This window comes from Actinacidiphila yeochonensis CN732, from assembly GCF_000745345.1.
Lineage (GTDB): Bacteria > Actinomycetota > Actinomycetes > Streptomycetales > Streptomycetaceae > Actinacidiphila > Actinacidiphila yeochonensis.
Genome location: NZ_JQNR01000003.1, coordinates 437,184 through 455,041, shown reverse-complemented (window position 1 = coordinate 455,041; position 17,858 = coordinate 437,184). Strand labels below are relative to the sequence as shown.

At 74.9% G+C, this 17,858-nt stretch carries 2 protein-coding genes and 1 pseudogene; all 3 read left to right on the top strand.

Features of this window, described 5'->3' with window-relative positions:
* Positions 1 to 21: 21 nt before the first annotated feature.
* Positions 22 to 1,422 (top strand): annotated as a pseudogene (locus BS72_RS40130) (condensation domain-containing protein); the annotation flags it as partial.
* Positions 1,396 to 11,901, top strand: a complete 10,506-nt coding sequence (locus tag BS72_RS39405; RefSeq protein ID WP_456049131.1) for an amino acid adenylation domain-containing protein — start codon at positions 1,396 to 1,398, stop codon at positions 11,899 to 11,901. The pseudogene BS72_RS40130 and the gene BS72_RS39405, both read left to right, overlap by 27 nt.
* Complete coding sequence (locus BS72_RS39400) at positions 11,868 to 17,858, top strand: non-ribosomal peptide synthetase (RefSeq protein ID WP_322942087.1); 5,991 nt, start codon at positions 11,868 to 11,870, stop codon at positions 17,856 to 17,858. Before BS72_RS39405 ends, BS72_RS39400 begins: the two co-directional genes overlap by 34 nt.

The following is a 17,858-nucleotide window of genomic DNA, read 5'->3' as shown; positions in this document are numbered from 1 at the left end:
GCCGGCCAGGCGCGGCCGGCGCTGGCGCCCCGCCGGCGGCCCGCGGAGGCGGCCCCCGGTACCCCCGGTACCCCCGGCGGCTCCGGCACCCCCGGCGCCCTCGGCGAGCCTGGTGATCCTGGCGACGGAACGATCCCGCTGTCGTTCGCCCAGCGGCGGCTGTGGTTCCTGCACCAGCTGGAGGGCGCCGGCGCGAACTACCACATCTCCCTCGCGTGGCGGCTGTCCGGGCCCCTGGACCAGCGGGCCCTGGAGGCCGCCCTGGCGGACGTGGCCGAGCGCCACGAGAGCCTGCGCACCGTCTTCCCGGCGCTGGACGGCGTGCCGCACCAGAAGGTGCTGGACGCCGTGGCGGGTCGGCCGCGGCTGGCCGTGGCCCGGACCACCGAGGCCGCGCTGCCGGCGGCGCTGGCGGCCGCGAAGGCCCGTCCTTTCGACCTGGCGGCCGATCTGCCGCTGCGCGCCGAGCTGTTCGAGCTCGCGCCGGACGAGCACGCGCTCCAGGTGGTGCTCCACCACATCGCCGGTGACGGCTGGTCGCTGGGGCCGTTCACGCGGGACCTGGCCGCCGCCTACGCGGCGCGCCGCCGGGGCGAGGAGCCGCGATGGGCGCCGCTGCCCGTCCAGTACGCCGACTACACCCTGTGGCAGCACCGGCTGCTCGGCGACGGCACGGACCAGGAGAGCCTGTTCGCCCGCCAGGCCGCCTACTGGACACGCCAGTTGTCCGACCTGCCGGAGCAGCTCCAGCTGCCCGCCGACCGGCCCCGCCCGGCGGTCGCCTCGTACCGGGGCGGCTTCGTGCCCGCCGGGCTGGACGCCGAACTCCACCACGGCCTGCGCGAGCTGGCCCGGGCCCACGGGACCAGTCTGTTCATGGTGCTCCAGGCCGCACTGGCGGCGCTGCTGAGCAGGCTCGGCGCGGGCGAGGACATCCCGGTGGGCAGCCCCGTCGCCGGCCGGACCGACCAGGCGCTGGACGACCTCGTCGGCTACTTCGTCAACACCCTGGTGTTCCGTACGGACACCTCGGGCGACCCGACCTTCGCCGAACTCCTGGGCCGGGTGCGGGACACCGCGCTCGCCGGGTACGCCCACCAGGACCTGCCGTTCGAGTACCTGGTGGAGGCCCTCAACCCGGTGCGCTCGCTGGCGCACCACCCGCTGTTCCAGGTCATGCTGGTGCTCCAGAACGCGCCCCGGGCCGACTTCGCCCCGCCCGGGCTGGAGGTCGCCGACCTGCCGTTGACGACGACCACCGCCAAGCTCGACCTGATCCTCTCGATGTCCGAGCGGCACGGCGAGGACGGGTCCCCGGCCGGGATCGACGGGTTCGTCGAATACTCCAGCGACCTGTACGAACCGGCAACGGTCAAGACGATGACCGAGCGCTGGGTGCGGCTGCTCCGGGCCGTGGTCGCCGACCCTCGGCAGCGGCTCAGCAGTGTCGGCCTGCTTGCTCCGGACGAGGAGCGTGGGCTGCTGGAGTTGGGCGCGGGTCCGGTGGCCGAGGTCCCCGCGGGGAGCCTGCCGGAGGTGTTCCGGGCCCAGGTGGCGGCGAGTCCGGACGCGGTCGCGGTGGTGGGGCCGGACGCGTCCCTGACGTATGCGGAACTGGACGCGCGGGCGAACCGGTTGGCGCACGCGCTGATCGCGCGCGGGGCCGGGCCGGAGCGGTTGGTCGCGGTGGCGGTGCCTCGTTCGGCCCAGCTGGTGGTGGCGATCCTCGCTGTCCTGAAGACGGGTGCGGCGTATGTGCCGGTGGATCCGGACTACCCCGCCGCGCGGATCGGCCACATGCTGGGCGAGGCCCGGCCGGTGCTGGTGGTGACCGACTCGGGTACCGGGGACCGGTTGCCCGCGGCGGGTTCCGTCGAGCGGCTGGTGCTCGATGACCCGGAGACGGAGGCGGTCCTCGCGGGCTGCCCCGTGGTGGACCCGGGGGTGGCCATCGATCCGGAGAACCCGGCCTACGCGATCTTCACCTCGGGCTCCACGGGACGGCCCAAGGGGGTACTGCCGACGCACGGCGCCCTGCACAACCTGTTCGCCAACCAACTGCCGCTGCTGTTCGCGCGTCGGCCGGAGGAGCGGCTGCGGGTGGGGCTGACGACGTCGGTGTCGTTCGACGCGTCCTGGGACCAGCTGTTCGCCGTGTTCGCCGGCCACGAGCTGCACGTCCTGGACGACGCGACCTGGACCGACCCGGACGCCTTCGTCGACTACGCCCGGCGCTGCCGGCTCGACTACGTCGGCGCCACTCCGTCGTACCTGCAGGTGCTGGTGGAGCGGGGGCTGCTGGACGATCCGCGGTGGCGCCCGGCGATGGTCGCGGCGGGCGGCGAGGCCGTGCCGCAGCGGCTGTGGGAGCGGCTGCGCGCGGCCGGCGGTGTGGCCTGCCTCAACTTCTACGGTCCGTCCGAGTGCACGGTCAACTCGGTCATCGCGCCGTTGGCTTCGAGCCCGCGCCCGGTGATCGGCCGACCGGTGGGCAACACCCGGCTGTACGTCCTGGACTGCGCGCTGCGGCCGGTTCCGGCGGGGGTCGCGGGTGAGCTGTACATCGCCGGCGCGGTCCTGGCTCGCGGTTACCTGAACGAGCCGGGGCTGACCGCCGGGCGCTTCGTGGCCGACCCGTACGGTCCTGGCGGCGGGCGGATGTACCGCACCGGCGACCTCGTCCGGTGGAACGGCGACGGGAACCTGGAGTTCCTCGGCCGCACCGACGACCAGGTCAAGGTCCGCGGCTTCCGGATCGAGCCCGGCGAGATCGAGGCCGCCCTCACCGGACACCCGCACGTCGCACAGGCCGCCGTCGTCGTCCGGCAGGACCGGGCGGAGGACCGGCGCCTGGTCGCCTACCCGGTACCCGTCGCCGGGCAGGAGCTCCGACCGGACGCGCTGCGCGAGCACCTGCGCGAGCGGCTGCCGGTGCACATGCTTCCGGCCGCGTTCGTGATCCTGGAGAGCCTGCCGCTGACCGCCAACGGCAAGCTCGACCGGCGCGCGCTGCCCGCACCGGAGTACCCCGCGACGCGGACCGATCGGGCCCCGCGCACCCCGCAGGAGCAGGTGCTGGCCGAGCTGTTCGCCGAGGTCCTGTGCGTGCCGCGGGTCGGCCTCGACGACAGCTTCTTCGATCTGGGCGGCCACTCCCTGCTGGCCACCCGGCTGGTGGCCAAGGCCCGGTCGGCGCTCGGCGTGGAGCTGGAGCTCCGTTCCCTGTTCGAGACGCCGACCGTGGCCGGGCTGGCCGCCGGGCTCGGCGGGGCGGGCCGGGCACGGCTCGCGCTGCGGCGAGCGGAGCGGCCCGACCGGGTGCCGCTGTCCTCCGCGCAGCAGCGGCTGTGGTTCCTGCACCAGCTGGAGGGCGCCGCACCGGTCTACAACATGCCGCTGGCGTGGCGGCTGTCCGGGCCGCTGGACCGGACGGCCCTGGAGGAGGCGCTGGCCGACGTCGTCGCCCGCCACGAGACCCTGCGCACCGTCTACCCCCAGGCGGACGGTGCGCCCTACCAGGAGGTGCTGGACGCCTCGGCCGCCCGGCCGCGGCTGCCCGTCACCCGGGTCGGCACGGCGGACCTGACGCGGCCGCTGGCTGCCGCCGCCGCGCGCGGCTTCGACCTCGCCACCGAACCGCCCCTGCGCGCCGAGCTGTTCGAGGTGGCGCCGGACGAGCACGTGCTGCTGCTGGTGGTGCACCACATCGCCGGTGACGGCTGGTCGCTGGGCCCCCTCTCGGCCGACGTGGCCACCGCCTACGCGGCGCGCCGCCTGGGCGAGGAGCCGCGGTGGGCGCCGCTGCCCGTCCAGTACGCCGACTACACCCTGTGGCAGCGCGAGCTGCTCGGTGACGCGGCCGATCCCGACGGTCTGTCGTCCCGTCAGGCCGACTACTGGGAACGCCAGTTGGCCGACCTTCCGGAGCAGCTCCGGCTCCCCGCCGACCGCCACCGCCCGTCCGCTCCCTCGTACGCCGGCGGCCACCTCCCGATCGAGCTGGACGCCGACCTGCACGCCGGGCTGCTCCGCCTGGGCCGGGAGCACGGGGCCAGCATCTACATGGTGGTGCAGGCCGCGCTGGCGGCGCTGCTGGACAAGGTCGGCGCGGGCGAGGACATCCCGGTCGGCAGTCTGATGGCCGGCCGGACCGACCAGGCGCTGGACGACCTCGTCGGGTTCTTCGTCAACACCCTGGTGCTGCGCACCGACACCAGCGGCGACCCGACCTTCACCGAGCTGCTGGGCCGGGTCCGGGAGACCGCGCTGGCCGCGTACGCCCACCAGGACCTGCCGTTCGAGCACCTCGTCGAGGCTCTCAACCCGACCCGGTCGCTCGCCCGGCAGCCCCTGTTCCAGGTGCTGCTCGCACTCCAGAACACGCCCCGAACCGAGTTCGCCCTGCCCGGCCTGAGCGCCGAGATCGTCCTGGTGCGGACGCCCACGGCGATGTTCGACCTCTCCATCCACCTGCTGGAGCGCGGCGGCACCGGCGGGCCGGCCGAGGGCGTCGTCGGACGCGTCGAGTACAGCACCGACCTGTTCGACCACGCCACGGTGGAGGCGCTGGTCGCCCGGTGGCTGCGGCTGCTGGCGGCGGTGGTGGCCGAGCCGGACCGGCCGCTGAGCCGGATCGACGTCCTGTCCGCCGAGGAGCGCCACGAGCTGCTGGTCGCGCGGAACGACACCGCGTGCCCGACCTCCGGCGCCGGCCTGGCGTCGCTGTTCGAGGCCCGGGTCCGGGCCACCCCGGAGGCGCCGGCGGTGGTGTTCGAGGACACCGCGCTGACCTACCGGGAGCTGGACCGCGCGGCCAACCGCCTGGCACACGCGCTGATCGCGCGCGGGGCGGGACCCGAGCAGGTCGTCGCCGTGCGGCTGCCGCGCTCCACCGAGCTGGTCGTCGCCGTCCTCGCCGTCCTCAAGACGGGCGCGGCCTACCTGCCGGTCGACCCGGACTACCCGGCCGCCCGCATCGCGTACATGCTGGACGACGCCCGCCCGGCCGTGGTGCTCGACGACCTCGCGGCCGTCACACCCGCCGGGGAGTGGCCGGAGCACGACCCGGGTACCGCCCCGGACCCGCGGCACCCGGCGTACGTCATCTACACCTCCGGCTCCACCGGCAAGCCCAAGGCCGTGGTGATGCCCGCCGCCGGGCTGCTGAACCTGCTGGAGTGGCACCACCGGTCCGTCGGCGGCGAACCCGGCACGCGCACCGCGCAGTTCACCGCGATCAGCTTCGACGTCTCGGTGCAGGAGATGCTCTCCGCGCTGCTGTACGGCAAGACCCTCGTGGTACCGACCGACGAACAGCGCCGCAGCGCCGAGCTGTTCGCGCACTGGCTGGACCGGCACGGGGTCGAGGAGCTGTTCGCGCCCAACCTCGTCGTCGAGGCGCTGGCCGAGGCCGCCGAGGAGGCCGGGCTGGAGCTGCCGAGGCTGCGGCTGGTCGCGCAGGCCGGCGAGGCGATGCGGCTGGGCGGCGCCGTACGGCGCTTCCAGGCCCGGAGGCCGGGCCGGGAGCTGCACAACCACTACGGCCCCGCCGAGACCCACGTGATCACCGCCTACCCGCTGCCGGCCGACCCCGCCGACTGCCCGCTGCCGGTGCCGATCGGCCGACCGATCGCCAACTGCCGTGCTTACGTGCTCGATTCGTCGCTGCGGCCGGTCGCCCCCGGCGTCACGGGCGAGCTGTACCTCGCCGGGGCGGGCCTCGCGCGCGGCTACCTGAACCGGCCCGGGCTCACCGCCTCGCGGTTCGTGGCCGACCCGTTCGGCCCGGCCGGCGGCCGGCTGTACCGGACCGGCGACCTGGTCCGCTGGGGCGCAGGGGGCGAGCTGGAGTTCGCGGGCCGGGTGGACCACCAGGTGAAGGTGCGCGGCTTCCGGATCGAACCCGGGGAGATCGAGGCCGAGTTGGCCGCGCACCCGGGCGTCGCCCAGGTCGCCGTGCTCGCCCGGGCGGACCGGCCGGGCGAGACCCGGCTCGTCGCGTACGCGGTGCCCTCGGCCGACACCGTCCTGAGCCCGGCGGAGCTGGCGGCGTTCCTGCGCGACCGGTTGCCGGACTACATGGTGCCGTCGGTGTTCGTGGTGCTGGAGGTGCTGCCGTTGACGCCGAACGGGAAGCTGGACCGGGCGGCGCTGCCCGCGCCGGAGCCGGTGGCCGCGGCGGCCGGGCGGGCGCCGCGCACGCCGCAGGAGCAGATCCTGTGCGAGCTGTTCGCGGAGGTGCTGGGCGCGCCCAAGGTCGGGGTCGAGGACGACTTCTTCGAGCTGGGCGGGCACTCCCTGCTCGCCACCCGGCTGGTCTCGCGGGTCCGGGCGACCCTCGGCGTCGAGCTGGAGCTGCGCAGCCTGTTCCGGACGCCGACGCCCGCCGGTCTCGCGGCCGGACTGCACGCCGCCGGCACCGCGCGGCAGGCGCTGGTTCCCCGGCCGCGCCGCGAGGTCATGCCGCTGTCGTTCGCGCAGCGCCGGCTGTGGTTCCTCCAGCAGCTCGGCGCGCCGAGCGCCACGTACCACATGCCGCTCGCCCTGCGGCTGTCCGGCGACCTCGACCGGGGCGCGCTGCGGGCCGCCCTCGCCGACGTGGTGGCCCGGCACGAGACGCTGCGCACCGTCTTCCCGCAGACGGCCGGCATCCCGCGGCAGCGGGTGCTGGACGCCGCCGAGGCCGCCGTCCCGCTGGCCGTGCGGACGGCCGGCGAGGCGGAGGTCCCGGCCCTGCTGCGCGAGGCGGCGGTGCGGAGCTTCGACCTGACATCCGAACTCCCACTGCGGGCCGAGCTGTTCGCGGTCGCGCCGGACGAGCACGTGCTGCTGGTGGTGATGCACCACATCGCGGGTGACGGCTGGTCCATGGGCCCGCTGGCCCGCGACCTCGCCACCGCCTACGCCACCCGCCGGGACGGCGGGGCGCCGCAGTGGCCGCCGCTGCCGGTGGCGTACGGCGACTACACCCTGTGGCAGCACGAGATCCTCGGCGACGAGCACGACGAGGACAGCCTGTTCGCCCGCCAGGTCGCCTACTGGACGGAGGCGCTGGCCGGACTGCCCGAGCGGTTGCCGCTGCCGGCCGACCGGCCCCGCCCGGCCGTCATGTCGTACCGGGGCGACCTGCTGGACGTCCGGATCGACGCCGAACTGCACTCTTCTCTCTCGGAGTTGGCGCGGCGTTCTGGTGCGAGTCTGTTCATGGTGCTCCAGGCCGGGTTGGCCGCGTTGTTCACGCGGTTGGGGGCGGGGACGGACATCCCGATCGGCAGTCCCATCGCGGGGCGTACCGACGAGGCGTTGGACGATCTGGTCGGGTTCTTCGTCAACACGCTGGTGCTGCGTACGGACACCAGTGGTGATCCGGGCTTCGCCGAGCTGCTGGGCCGGGTGCGGGAGACGGCGCTGTCGGCGTACGCGCACCAGGACGTGCCGTTCGAGCACCTGGTGGAGGCGCTGAACCCGAACCGGTCGCTGTCCCACCACCCGCTCTTCCAGACCGGGCTGGTCGTGCAGAACACGCCGGGCGGCGACTTCGACCTGCCCGGCCTGAAGGCCGCCGGGATGGCCGTGCCCACCGGGACCTCGCGGCTCGACCTGACCTTCGGCCTGGCCGAGACGCACGGGCCCGACGGCGCGCCGGCCGGGATCGTCGGCGCGGTCGAGTACAGCGCCGACCTCTTCGACCGCCCGACCGTGGCGGCCCTCTTCGCCCGCTGGACCAGGCTGCTGGCCGCGGTCGCCGCCGACCCGGAGCAGCCGATCGGCGGGTTCGACCTGCTCTCCGACGGGGAACGGCGCGAGCTGCTGCCCGCCGCCGGGAGCACGGCCGCCCCCGCGAGCCTGCCGGAGCTGTTCGCGGCGCGGGTGGCGGCGGCGCCGGACGCGGTCGCCCTCGTCAGCGGTGATGTCGAGCTGAGCTACGGCGAGTTGGAGGCCCGGGCGAACCGGCTGGCGCACGCGCTGATCGGCCGGGGGGTCGGTCCGGAGCAGCTTGTCGCGGTGGCGCTGCCGCGCTCGGTCGAGTCGGTCGTCGCCGTCCTGGGTGTGCTGAAGGCGGGCGCGGCCTATCTGCCGGTGGACCCGTCGTACCCGCGGGCGCGGATCGCGTTCATGCTGGACGACGCCCGTCCCGCCGTGGTGATCGACGATCCCGCGCTGGTCACCGATGCGCAGGGGCCGGAGACAGCTCCCGAGGTCGCGCTCGACGTCCGCAATCCGGCCTACGTCATCTACACCTCGGGCTCCACCGGCCGCCCCAAGGGCGTCATGGTGAGCCACGCCGGTGTGGCGGGCCTGGTCGCCGCGCAGGTCGAGCGGCTCGGCGTGCAGCCGGGCAGCCGGGTACTCCAGTTCGCCTCGCCCAGCTTCGACGCGTCGTTCTGGGACCTGTGCGCGGCCCTGCTCACCGGCGCCGCCCTCGTGCTGGCCCCGGCGCGGGCCCCGCTGGAGGCGTTCACGGACCGCCGGCTCGACGCCACCCATGTGACCCTGCCGCCCTCCGCCCTGGCCGCGCTCGACAGCGCCGAGGTCACGGCCGCCACCCTGGTGGTGGCGGGTGAGGCGTGCCCGCCGGAGCTGGTGGCCCGGTGGGCCCCGGGGCGCCGGATGATCAACGCGTACGGCCCGACGGAGACGACGGTGTGCGCCACGATGAGCGACCCGCTCACGCCGGGCGCGGGCACGCCGCCCATCGGCCGGCCGGTCGCGGGGTTCCGGACCTACGTGCTGGACGAGCGGCTGCGGCCGGTGCTGCCCGGCGTGGCGGGGGAGCTGTACGTGGCGGGTGCCGGTCTGGCCCGGGGCTACCTGAACCGGCCCGGGCTCACCGCCTCGCGGTTCGTGGCCGACCCGTTCGGCCCGGCCGGCAGCCGGCTGTACCGGACCGGCGACCTGGTCCGGCGGCGCGCCGCCGGAGAGCTGGAGTACGTCGGGCGGGCCGACGAGCAGGTGAAGGTGCGCGGCTTCCGCATCGAACTCGGCGAGATCGAGGCGGCGTTGGCCGAGCACCCCGCCGTCGCCCAGTCCGCCGTCCTCGCCCAGGACGACCGGCTCGTCGGCTACGTCGTCCCGCGCCAGGAGGCGGCCCGCCCCGACGCGGCCCCGCGTCCGGCGGAGCTGGCGGCGTTCCTGCGCGACCGGTTGCCGGACTACATGGTGCCGTCGGTGTTCGTGGTGCTGGAGGTGCTGCCGCTGACGCCGAACGGGAAGCTGGACCGGGCGGCGCTGCCCGCGCCGGAGCCGGTGGCCGCGGCGGCCGGGCGGGCGCCGCGCACGCCGCAGGAGCAGATCCTGTGCGAGCTGTTCGCGGAGGTGCTGGGCGCGCCCAAGGTCGGGGTCGAGGACGACTTCTTCGAGCTGGGCGGGCACTCCCTGCTCGCCACCCGGCTGGTCGCACGGGTCCGCTCGGTGCTCGGCGTGGAGCTGGGGCTGCGCGCGCTCTTCCAGGCGCCCACCGTCGCGGGCCTGGCCGAGGCGCTGGCCGGGACGGGCCGTGTCCGCCCGGCGCTGACGGCGCACGCGCGGCCCGAACAGGTACCGCTCTCCTTCGCCCAGCGCCGGCTCTGGTTCCTGCACCGCATGGACGGTGCCGCCGCGACCTACCACATCCCGCTGGCGCTCCGGCTGACCGGAACGCTCGACGCGGCGGCGCTGGACGAGGCGCTCGCCGACGTGGTGGCCCGGCACGAGAGCCTGCGGACGGTCTTCCCGGAGGTCGACGGCGTACCCTGCCAGCGCGTCCTGGACCCGGCCGCGGCCCGGCCCCCGGTACGGAGGACGGAGGTGTCGGAGGCCGAACTCCCTGAACAACTCGGCGCGTTCGCCCGTCGGCCCTTCGACCTGGAGACCGAACCACCGCTGCGGGCCGAGCTGTTCGCGGTCGCGCCGGACGAGCACGTGCTGCTGGTGGTGATGCACCACATCGCGGGCGACGGCTGGTCCACCGGCCCGCTGGCCCGCGACCTGGCGCAGGCGTACGCGGCCAGGTCCGAAGGCCGCGCCCCGAACTGGCCGGACCTGCCGGTGCAGTACGCCGACTACACCCTGTGGCAGCGCGACCTGCTCGGCGACGCTGCCGACCCCGAAAGTCGCTTCGCCGAACAACTCGGCTACTGGAAGGAGCAGTTGTCCGACCTTCCGGAGCTGCTCCAACTGCCCGCCGACCGCGCTCGGCCGGCCGTCGCCCGCTGGCACGGAGGCCAGGTCGGCCTGGAGCTGAGCGCCGAACTGCACGCTTCTCTGGCGGAGTTGGCGCGGCGTTCTGGTGCGAGTCTGTTCATGGTGCTCCAGGCCGGGTTGGCCGCGTTGTTCACGCGGTTGGGGGCGGGGACGGATATTCCGATCGGCAGTCCCATCGCGGGGCGTACCGACGAGGCGTTGGACGATCTGGTCGGGTTCTTCGTCAACACGCTGGTGCTGCGTACGGACACCAGTGGTGATCCGGGCTTCGCAGAGCTGCTGGGCCGGGTGCGGGAGACGGCGCTGTCGGCGTACGCGCACCAGGACGTGCCGTTCGAGCACCTGGTGGAGGCGCTGAACCCGAACCGGTCGCTGTCCCACCACCCGCTCTTCCAGACCATCCTGGCCGTGCAGAACGCGCCGATGGGCCGCTTCTCGCTGCCCGGCCTGGAGGTCGCCACCTACGCGGTGGCCACCGGAACCGCCAAGTTCGACCTCGGTGTGAACCTCGCCGAGCAGTTCGGGCCCGACGGAAGCCCGGCCGGGATCGTCGGCGGGGTGGAGTACGCCACCGACCTCTTCGACCAGGACACCGTCGCCGCCCTCGCCCGCCGCTGGACCCTGCTGCTGGAGGCGGTCGCCGCCGACCCGGAGCAGCCGATCGGCGGGATCGACCTGCTCTGCGACGAGGAGCGGCGCCGGCTCCTGGAGCACGGCAACGCGACCGCCCGCGAGGTCGGCACCCTTCCGGTGCCGGAGCTGTTCGCGGCGCGGGTGGCGGCGGCGCCGGACGCGGTCGCCCTCGTCCGGGGTGATGTCGAACTGAGCTACGGTGAGGTGGACGCCCGGGCGAACCGGCTGGCGCACGCGCTGATCGGCCGGGGGGTGGGGCCCGAGCAGGTCGTGGCCGTGGCGCTGCCGCGCTCGGTCGAGTCGGTCGTCGCCGTCCTGGGTGTGCTGAAGGCGGGTGCGGCCTATCTGCCGGTCGATCCGTCGTACCCGTCGGCGCGGATCACGTTCATGCTGGACGACGCCCGTCCCGCCGTGGTGATCGACGATCCCGCGCTGGTCACCGGGGCGGACGGGCCGGAGACGGCTCCCGAGGTCGCGCTCGACGTCCGCAATCCGGCCTACGTCATCTACACCTCGGGCTCCACCGGCCGCCCCAAGGGCGTCATGGTGAGCCACACCGGTCTGGCGAGCCTGGTCGCCGCGCAGATCGAGCGCTTCGCGATCGAACCGACCAGCCGGGTACTCCAGTTCGCCTCGCCCAGCTTCGACGCGTCGGTGTCGGAGATCCTCACCGCGCTGCTGTGCGGCGCCGCCCTGGTGCTGCCCCCCGCCGCCGATCCGGTCGCCGCGCTGACCGACCCGGACCTCGCGGTCACCCACGTGACCGTGCCCCCGTCCGTCCTGGCCGCCCTGCCGGAGGCCACGTCGACCGTGACGACGCTGGTGGTGGCGGGTGAGGCGTGCCCGCCGGAGCTGGTGGCCCGGTGGGCCCCGGGGCGCCGGATGATCAACGCGTACGGCCCGACGGAGACGACGGTGTGCGCCACGATGAGCGACCCGCTCACCCCGGGCGCGGGCACGCCGCCCATCGGCCGGCCCATCGCCAACGCGCGGGCGTACGTCCTGGACGAGCGGCTGCGGCCGGTACCGCCCGGCGTGGCGGGGAGCTGTACGTGGCGGGTGCCGGTCTGGCCCGCGGCTACCTGAACCGGCCCGGGCTCACCGCCTCGCGGTTCGTGGCCGACCCGTTCGGCCCGGCCGGCAGCCGGCTGTACCGGACCGGCGACCTGGTCCGGCGGCGCGCCGACGGAGAGCTGGAGTACGTCGGGCGGGCCGACGAGCAGGTGAAGGTGCGCGGCTTCCGCATCGAACTCGGCGAGATCGAGGCGGCGTTGGCCGAGCACCCCGCCGTCGCCCAGTCCGCCGTCCTCGCCCAGGACGACCGGCTCGTCGGCTACGTCGTCCCGCGCCAGGAGGCGGCCCGGGACAGCGGCCTGGAAGCGGACCACGTGGGCGAGTGGCGGGACATCTACGACGCCCTGCCCATCGTTCCCGAGGAAGCCGCCTTCGGCCAGAACTTCGTCGGCTGGAACAGCAGTTACGACGCGAGCCCGATCCCCGTCGAGCAGATGCGGGAGTGGCGGGACGCCACGGTGGACCGCATCCTGGCCCTGCGCCCCCGCCGGGTGCTGGAGGTCGGCGTCGGCACCGGCCTGCTGCTCTCGCAGGTCGCACCGCACTGCGAGAGCTACTGGGCCACCGACTTCTCCGCCACCGCGATCGACGCGCTGGCCGCCCAGGTGGCGCGGGAGGAGCGGCTGGCGGAGCGCGTGGTGCTGGAGACCCGCCCGGCGCACGACACCGACGGACTGCCGGCCGGACGGTTCGACACCATCGTGATCAACTCGGTGGTGCAGTACTTCCCGTCCGCCGACTACCTCGCGGACGTGATCGGGAAGCTGACGCGGCTGCTCGCCCCCGGCGGCGCGCTCTTCGTCGGCGACGTCCGCAACCTGCGGCTGCTGCGTCCGCTGACCACGGCCGTCCAGCTGCACCGGACCGCCGACGGCGCCGACCTGCCCGCGGTGCGCCGCGCCGTGGAGCAGGCCCTGCTGGTGGAGAAGGAACTCCTCGTCGACCCGGACTTCTTCACCGTCCTCCGCGACAGCGACCGTGACCGTGGAAGCAGCACCGGCGCCGACATCGGCACCGTGGCCGTGGAGGTCAAGCGCGGCCGGCACCACAACGAGCTGACCCGCTACCGCTACGACGTCACGCTGCACAAGCGGGCAGCCGCCCCCACGGACCCGGCCACCCCCACGGACCCGGTCACCCTCACGGACCCGGCCGCTCCGGCGGACCCGCCCGCGCCGCGCGAGCCGGCCTGGGGCCGGGAGGTCGCCGACCTCGCGGACCTGCGCGAGCTGCTGGCCCGGCACGGGGCGGGCCCGGTCCGCGTCAGCGGGGTGCCGAACCGGCGCGTCGCCCGCGAGGCCGGGCTGGCCCGGGCGGTGCGGGACGGGGAGGGCACGCTCGCCCAGCTGCTGGAACGGCTGCACGGCCCGGACGGCGGCGACGCGCCCGACCCGGAGGACTTCCACACGCTCGGCGGCGAACTCGGCCGCAGGACGGACGTCACCTGGTCGGCCGACGCGCCCGACGCCCTGGACGTGCTGTTCGACGGCGTACCGGGAGACGCCCCGGCTGAGGCGTACCGGCCCGTCCACGGCACCGGCACGGCGCTGTCCTCGCTCACCAACCGCCCGACCGGGAGCCGTACCAGCGGTGCCCTCGTCGGCGAACTCCGCGACCGGCTGCGCGACCGGCTGCCCGACTACCTCGTGCCGTCGGCCTTCGTGGTCCTGGACGCGCTGCCGCTGACCCCCAGCGGCAAGGTCGACCGCCGCGCGCTGCCCGCCCCCGACCTGGGGACGGCCGCGACCGGACGGGCGCCGCGCACCCCTCAGGAGCAGCTGCTCGCCGACCTCTTCGCCGACGTGCTCGGACTGCCGGGCGTCGGCGTCGAGGACAGCTTCTTCGACCTCGGCGGCCACTCCCTGCTGGCGACCCGCCTGGCCTCCCGGGTACGGGCGGCCTTCGGAGCCGAGTTGCAGGTCCGCACGGTCTTCGAGCACCCGACCGTGGCCGGCCTGGCCGCCCGCCTCGACGGCTCCGCCACGGAACGGCCCGCGCTGACCGCCCGTCCGCGCCCGGAGCGGGTCCCGCTGTCCTTCGCCCAGCAGCGCCTCTGGTTCCTGCACCGCATGGACGGCCCGAGCGCCACCTACAACATGCCGCTCGCGCTGCGCCTGGACGGCGAACTGGACCGGGCGGCGCTGCGGGCCGCGCTCGCCGACGTGGTCGCCCGGCACGAGAGCCTGCGGACGGTGCTGCGCGAGGCGGACGGCGTGCCGTACCAGCTCGTGCTGGGCGCGGACGCGTGCCGGCCCGAGCTGCCGGTCGTCGAACTCGACGACGAGCGGCTGCCCGGCAGGCTGGCGGAGGGCGCCCGGTACGGCTTCGACCTGGCCGCCGAGCCGCCGATCCGCGCCGAGCTGCACGCCCTCGCCGCCGACCGGCACGTGCTGCTGCTGGTGGTGCACCACATCGCGGCCGACGGCTGGTCGATGGGCCCGCTCTCCCGCGACCTGGCGACCGCCTACGCGTCCCGCAGCCAGGGTGCGGAACCCCGGTGGTCCCCGCTGCCGGTGCAGTACGCCGACTACACCCTGTGGCAGCGCGACCTGCTCGGCGACGCCGCCGACCCGGAGAGCCTCTTCGCCCGGCAACTCGCCTACTGGGGCGAGGAGCTGGCCGGAATCCCGCAGCGGCTGGACCTGCCGGCCGACCGGCCCCGCCCGGCGGTGGCCTCCCAGCGGGGCGGCAAGCTCGGCGTCCGGCTGGACGCCGAACTGCACCGGGCGCTGCGCGACCTGGCCACCGAGTCCGGCGCCAGCATGTTCATGGTCCTTCAGGCGGGCCTCGCCGCGCTGCTCACCCGGCTCGGCGCCGGCACCGACATCCCGGTCGGCAGCCCCATCGCCGGGCGGACCGACCAGGCCCTGGACGACCTCGTCGGGTTCATGGTCAACACCCTGGTGCTGCGCACCGACACCAGCGGCGACCCCGGCTTCGCCGAACTGCTCGGCCGGGTCCGGCAGAAGGCGCTGTCCGCCTACGCCCACCAAGACGTGCCGTTCGAGTACCTGGTCGAGGTGGTCAACCCGGCCCGGTCGCTGTCGCACCACCCGCTGTTCCAGATCATGCTGGCCCTGCAGAGTTCGCCGACCGGCGAGTTCACGCTGCCGGGGCTGTCCACCGGCCACCTGGAGGCGCCCACCGGCACCGCGCGGGTCGACCTGACGTTCAGCCTGTCCGAGCAGTACCGCCCGGACGGCGGCCCGGACGGCATGGTCGGCGCGGTGGAGTACGCCACCGACCTCTTCGAACCAGCCACCGTGGAGCTGCTGTTCGCCCGCTGGGCGCGGCTGCTGCGCGCGGTGGCCGCCGCCCCGGAGCAGCCCCTCAGCCGGATCGAGATCCTGTCCGACGAGGAACGCCACCGGCTGCTCACGGACTTCGCACAGGCCGACGGCACCCCCGACGCGGCGCCCGCACTGCCCGAGGCCGCGCTGCCGGAGCTCTTCGCCCGCCAGGTGCGGGCCACCCCGGACGCGGTGGCCGTCGTGGCCGGCACCACCGAGCTGACCTACCGGGAACTCGACCTGCGGTCCAACCGCCTCGCGCGGGCGCTGATCGGCCAGGGCGTGCTGCCGGAGACGCCGGTCGCGGTGCTGCTGGAGCGGTCGGCGGACCTGGTCGTCGCGATCCTGGCGATCATCAAGGCGGGCGGCGTCTACGTACCGCTCGACTCCCGCTTCCCGTCCTCCCGCATCGACCTGATCCTCCAGGAGGCCGGGGCCGCGCTGGTACTCAGCGAGGACGTGCTGACCGCCCTGATCCAGGCCGAGCCCGACGCGTCCGACCCCGGAGTCCCCGCCGACGCGCGGCAGTTGGCGTACGTGATGTACACCTCCGGCTCGACCGGGCGGCCGAAGGGCGTGGCCGTCACCCACCGCGACGTGGTGGGCCTCGCGCTCAGCCCGTGCTGGCGCGGCGGCGGGCACGAACGAGTGCTGCTGCACTCGCCGACCGCCTTCGACCTCTCGACGTACGAGCTGTGGGTGCCGCTGCTGGCCGGCGGCCGGATCGTGGTCGCGCCGCCCGGCCGGCTCGACCTCGACCTGCTGCACCAGGCGGTCAGCGAGCACGGGGTGACCGGGCTGTGGCTGACGTCCGGTCTGTTCCGGCTGGTCGCCGAGGAGCGGCCGGGCCTGCTCGCCGGGGTCCGCGAGGTGTGGACCGGCGGCGACGTGGTGTCCCCGGCCGCCGTCTCCCGGGTGCTGGCGGCCTGCCCCGGCATCAAGGTGGTCAACGGCTACGGACCCACCGAGGCCACCACCCTGGCCACCTTCCACCCGCTGCGCTCCCTCTCCGAGCACGCGGCGAGCGTGCCGATCGGCCGGCCGATGGCGGACATGCGCGCCTACGTGCTCGACGCGGCGCTCCGCCCGGTCCCGCCGGGCGTGGTCGGCGAGCTGTACCTCGCCGGGGTGGGCGTGGCCCGGGGCTACGTCCACCGGCCCGGGCTCACCGCCTCGCGGTTCGTCGCCGACCCGTTCGACCCCGACGGCGGCCCAGACGGCGGCCGCGGCGGGCGGATGTACCGCACCGGCGACCTGGCGCGGTGGCTGGCCGACGGCACGCTGGAGTTCGTCGGCCGGGCCGACCACCAGGTCAAGCTGCGCGGCTTCAGGATCGAGCCCGGCGAGGTCGAGGCCGTGCTCGCGGACTGCCCGGGCGTCGCCCAGGCCGCCGTCGTCGCCCGCGAGGACCAGCCGGGCGACAAGCGGCTCGTCGCCTACCTGGTGCCCGCCCCCGACGGCGCGCCCGAGGCCGGCGAGCTGTCCGACCTGCTGCGCCGCGAACTGCCCGAGTACATGGTGCCGTCGGCGTTCGTCACCCTCGACGTGCTGCCGCTGACCGCCAACGGCAAGCTGGACCGGGCCGCCCTGCCCGCCCCCGACTACAGCGCGCCGGGCGGCGGCCGCGGCCCCCGGACCCCGCGGGAGCAGCTGCTGTGCGGCCTGTTCGCCGAGGTCCTGGGCCGGGAGCAGGTACGCATCGACGACAGCTTCTTCGACCTGGGCGGCCACTCGCTGCTCGCCGCCCGCCTGGTCTCCCGGGTCCGCGAGACCCTCGGCGTCGAGGTGGGACTGCGCACGCTGTTCGAGGCGCCGACCGTGGCCGGGCTCACCGAACGCCTGGTCATGAACGACCCGGACGACGCCCTGGACGTGGTGCTGCCGCTGCGCACGACCGGCGGCCGGACCCCGCTGTTCTGCGTCCACCCCGGCGGCGGCATCAGCTGGTCGTACAGCGGGCTGCTGAACCACATCGGCCCCGAGTACCCGGTCTACGCGATCCAGGCACGCGGCCTCGGCCGGCCCGAACCCCTTCCGACGTCCTACGAGGAGATGGCGGCCGACTACGTCGAGCAGATCCGCAAGATCCAGCCCGAGGGCCCGTACCTGCTGCTCGGCTGGTCCGCCGGCGGGCTGATCGCCCACGCCGTCGCCTGCGAGCTGCAGGCGCAGGGCGAGCGGACCGCGATGCTGGCGATCCTCGACGCCTACCCGGTGAAGGACGTGGCGTTCGAGCAGGTGCCCGTGCCCACCGAGCGGGACGTGCTCGTCGGCGTGCTCGACGTCGACCCGGACGAACTGGGCGACCGGGAGATCACCTACGCCGAGGTCGCCGAGATCCTGAGCCTGCGGGGCAGCGCCCTGGCCGGCCTGACCGAGCGGCAGGTCGAGGTCATCGTCCAGATCATGATCAACAACGCGAAGCTGGCCGTCGACTTCGTCCCCGGCAGGTTCGACGGGGACCTGCTGCTCTTCAACTCCACGATCGACCGCGGCGACGACGGCTCCGGGCCCGCCATCTGGCGCCCGTACGTCGCCGGCCGGATCGTCTCGCACGAGATCACCACCCGGCACGACCGGATGACCCAAGCCGGCTCGCTGGCCCAGATCGGACCGATCCTGGCCGCCGGACTCGCCGCGGCCACCGGCACCACCCCGACCCGCAACCAGGAGGACTGA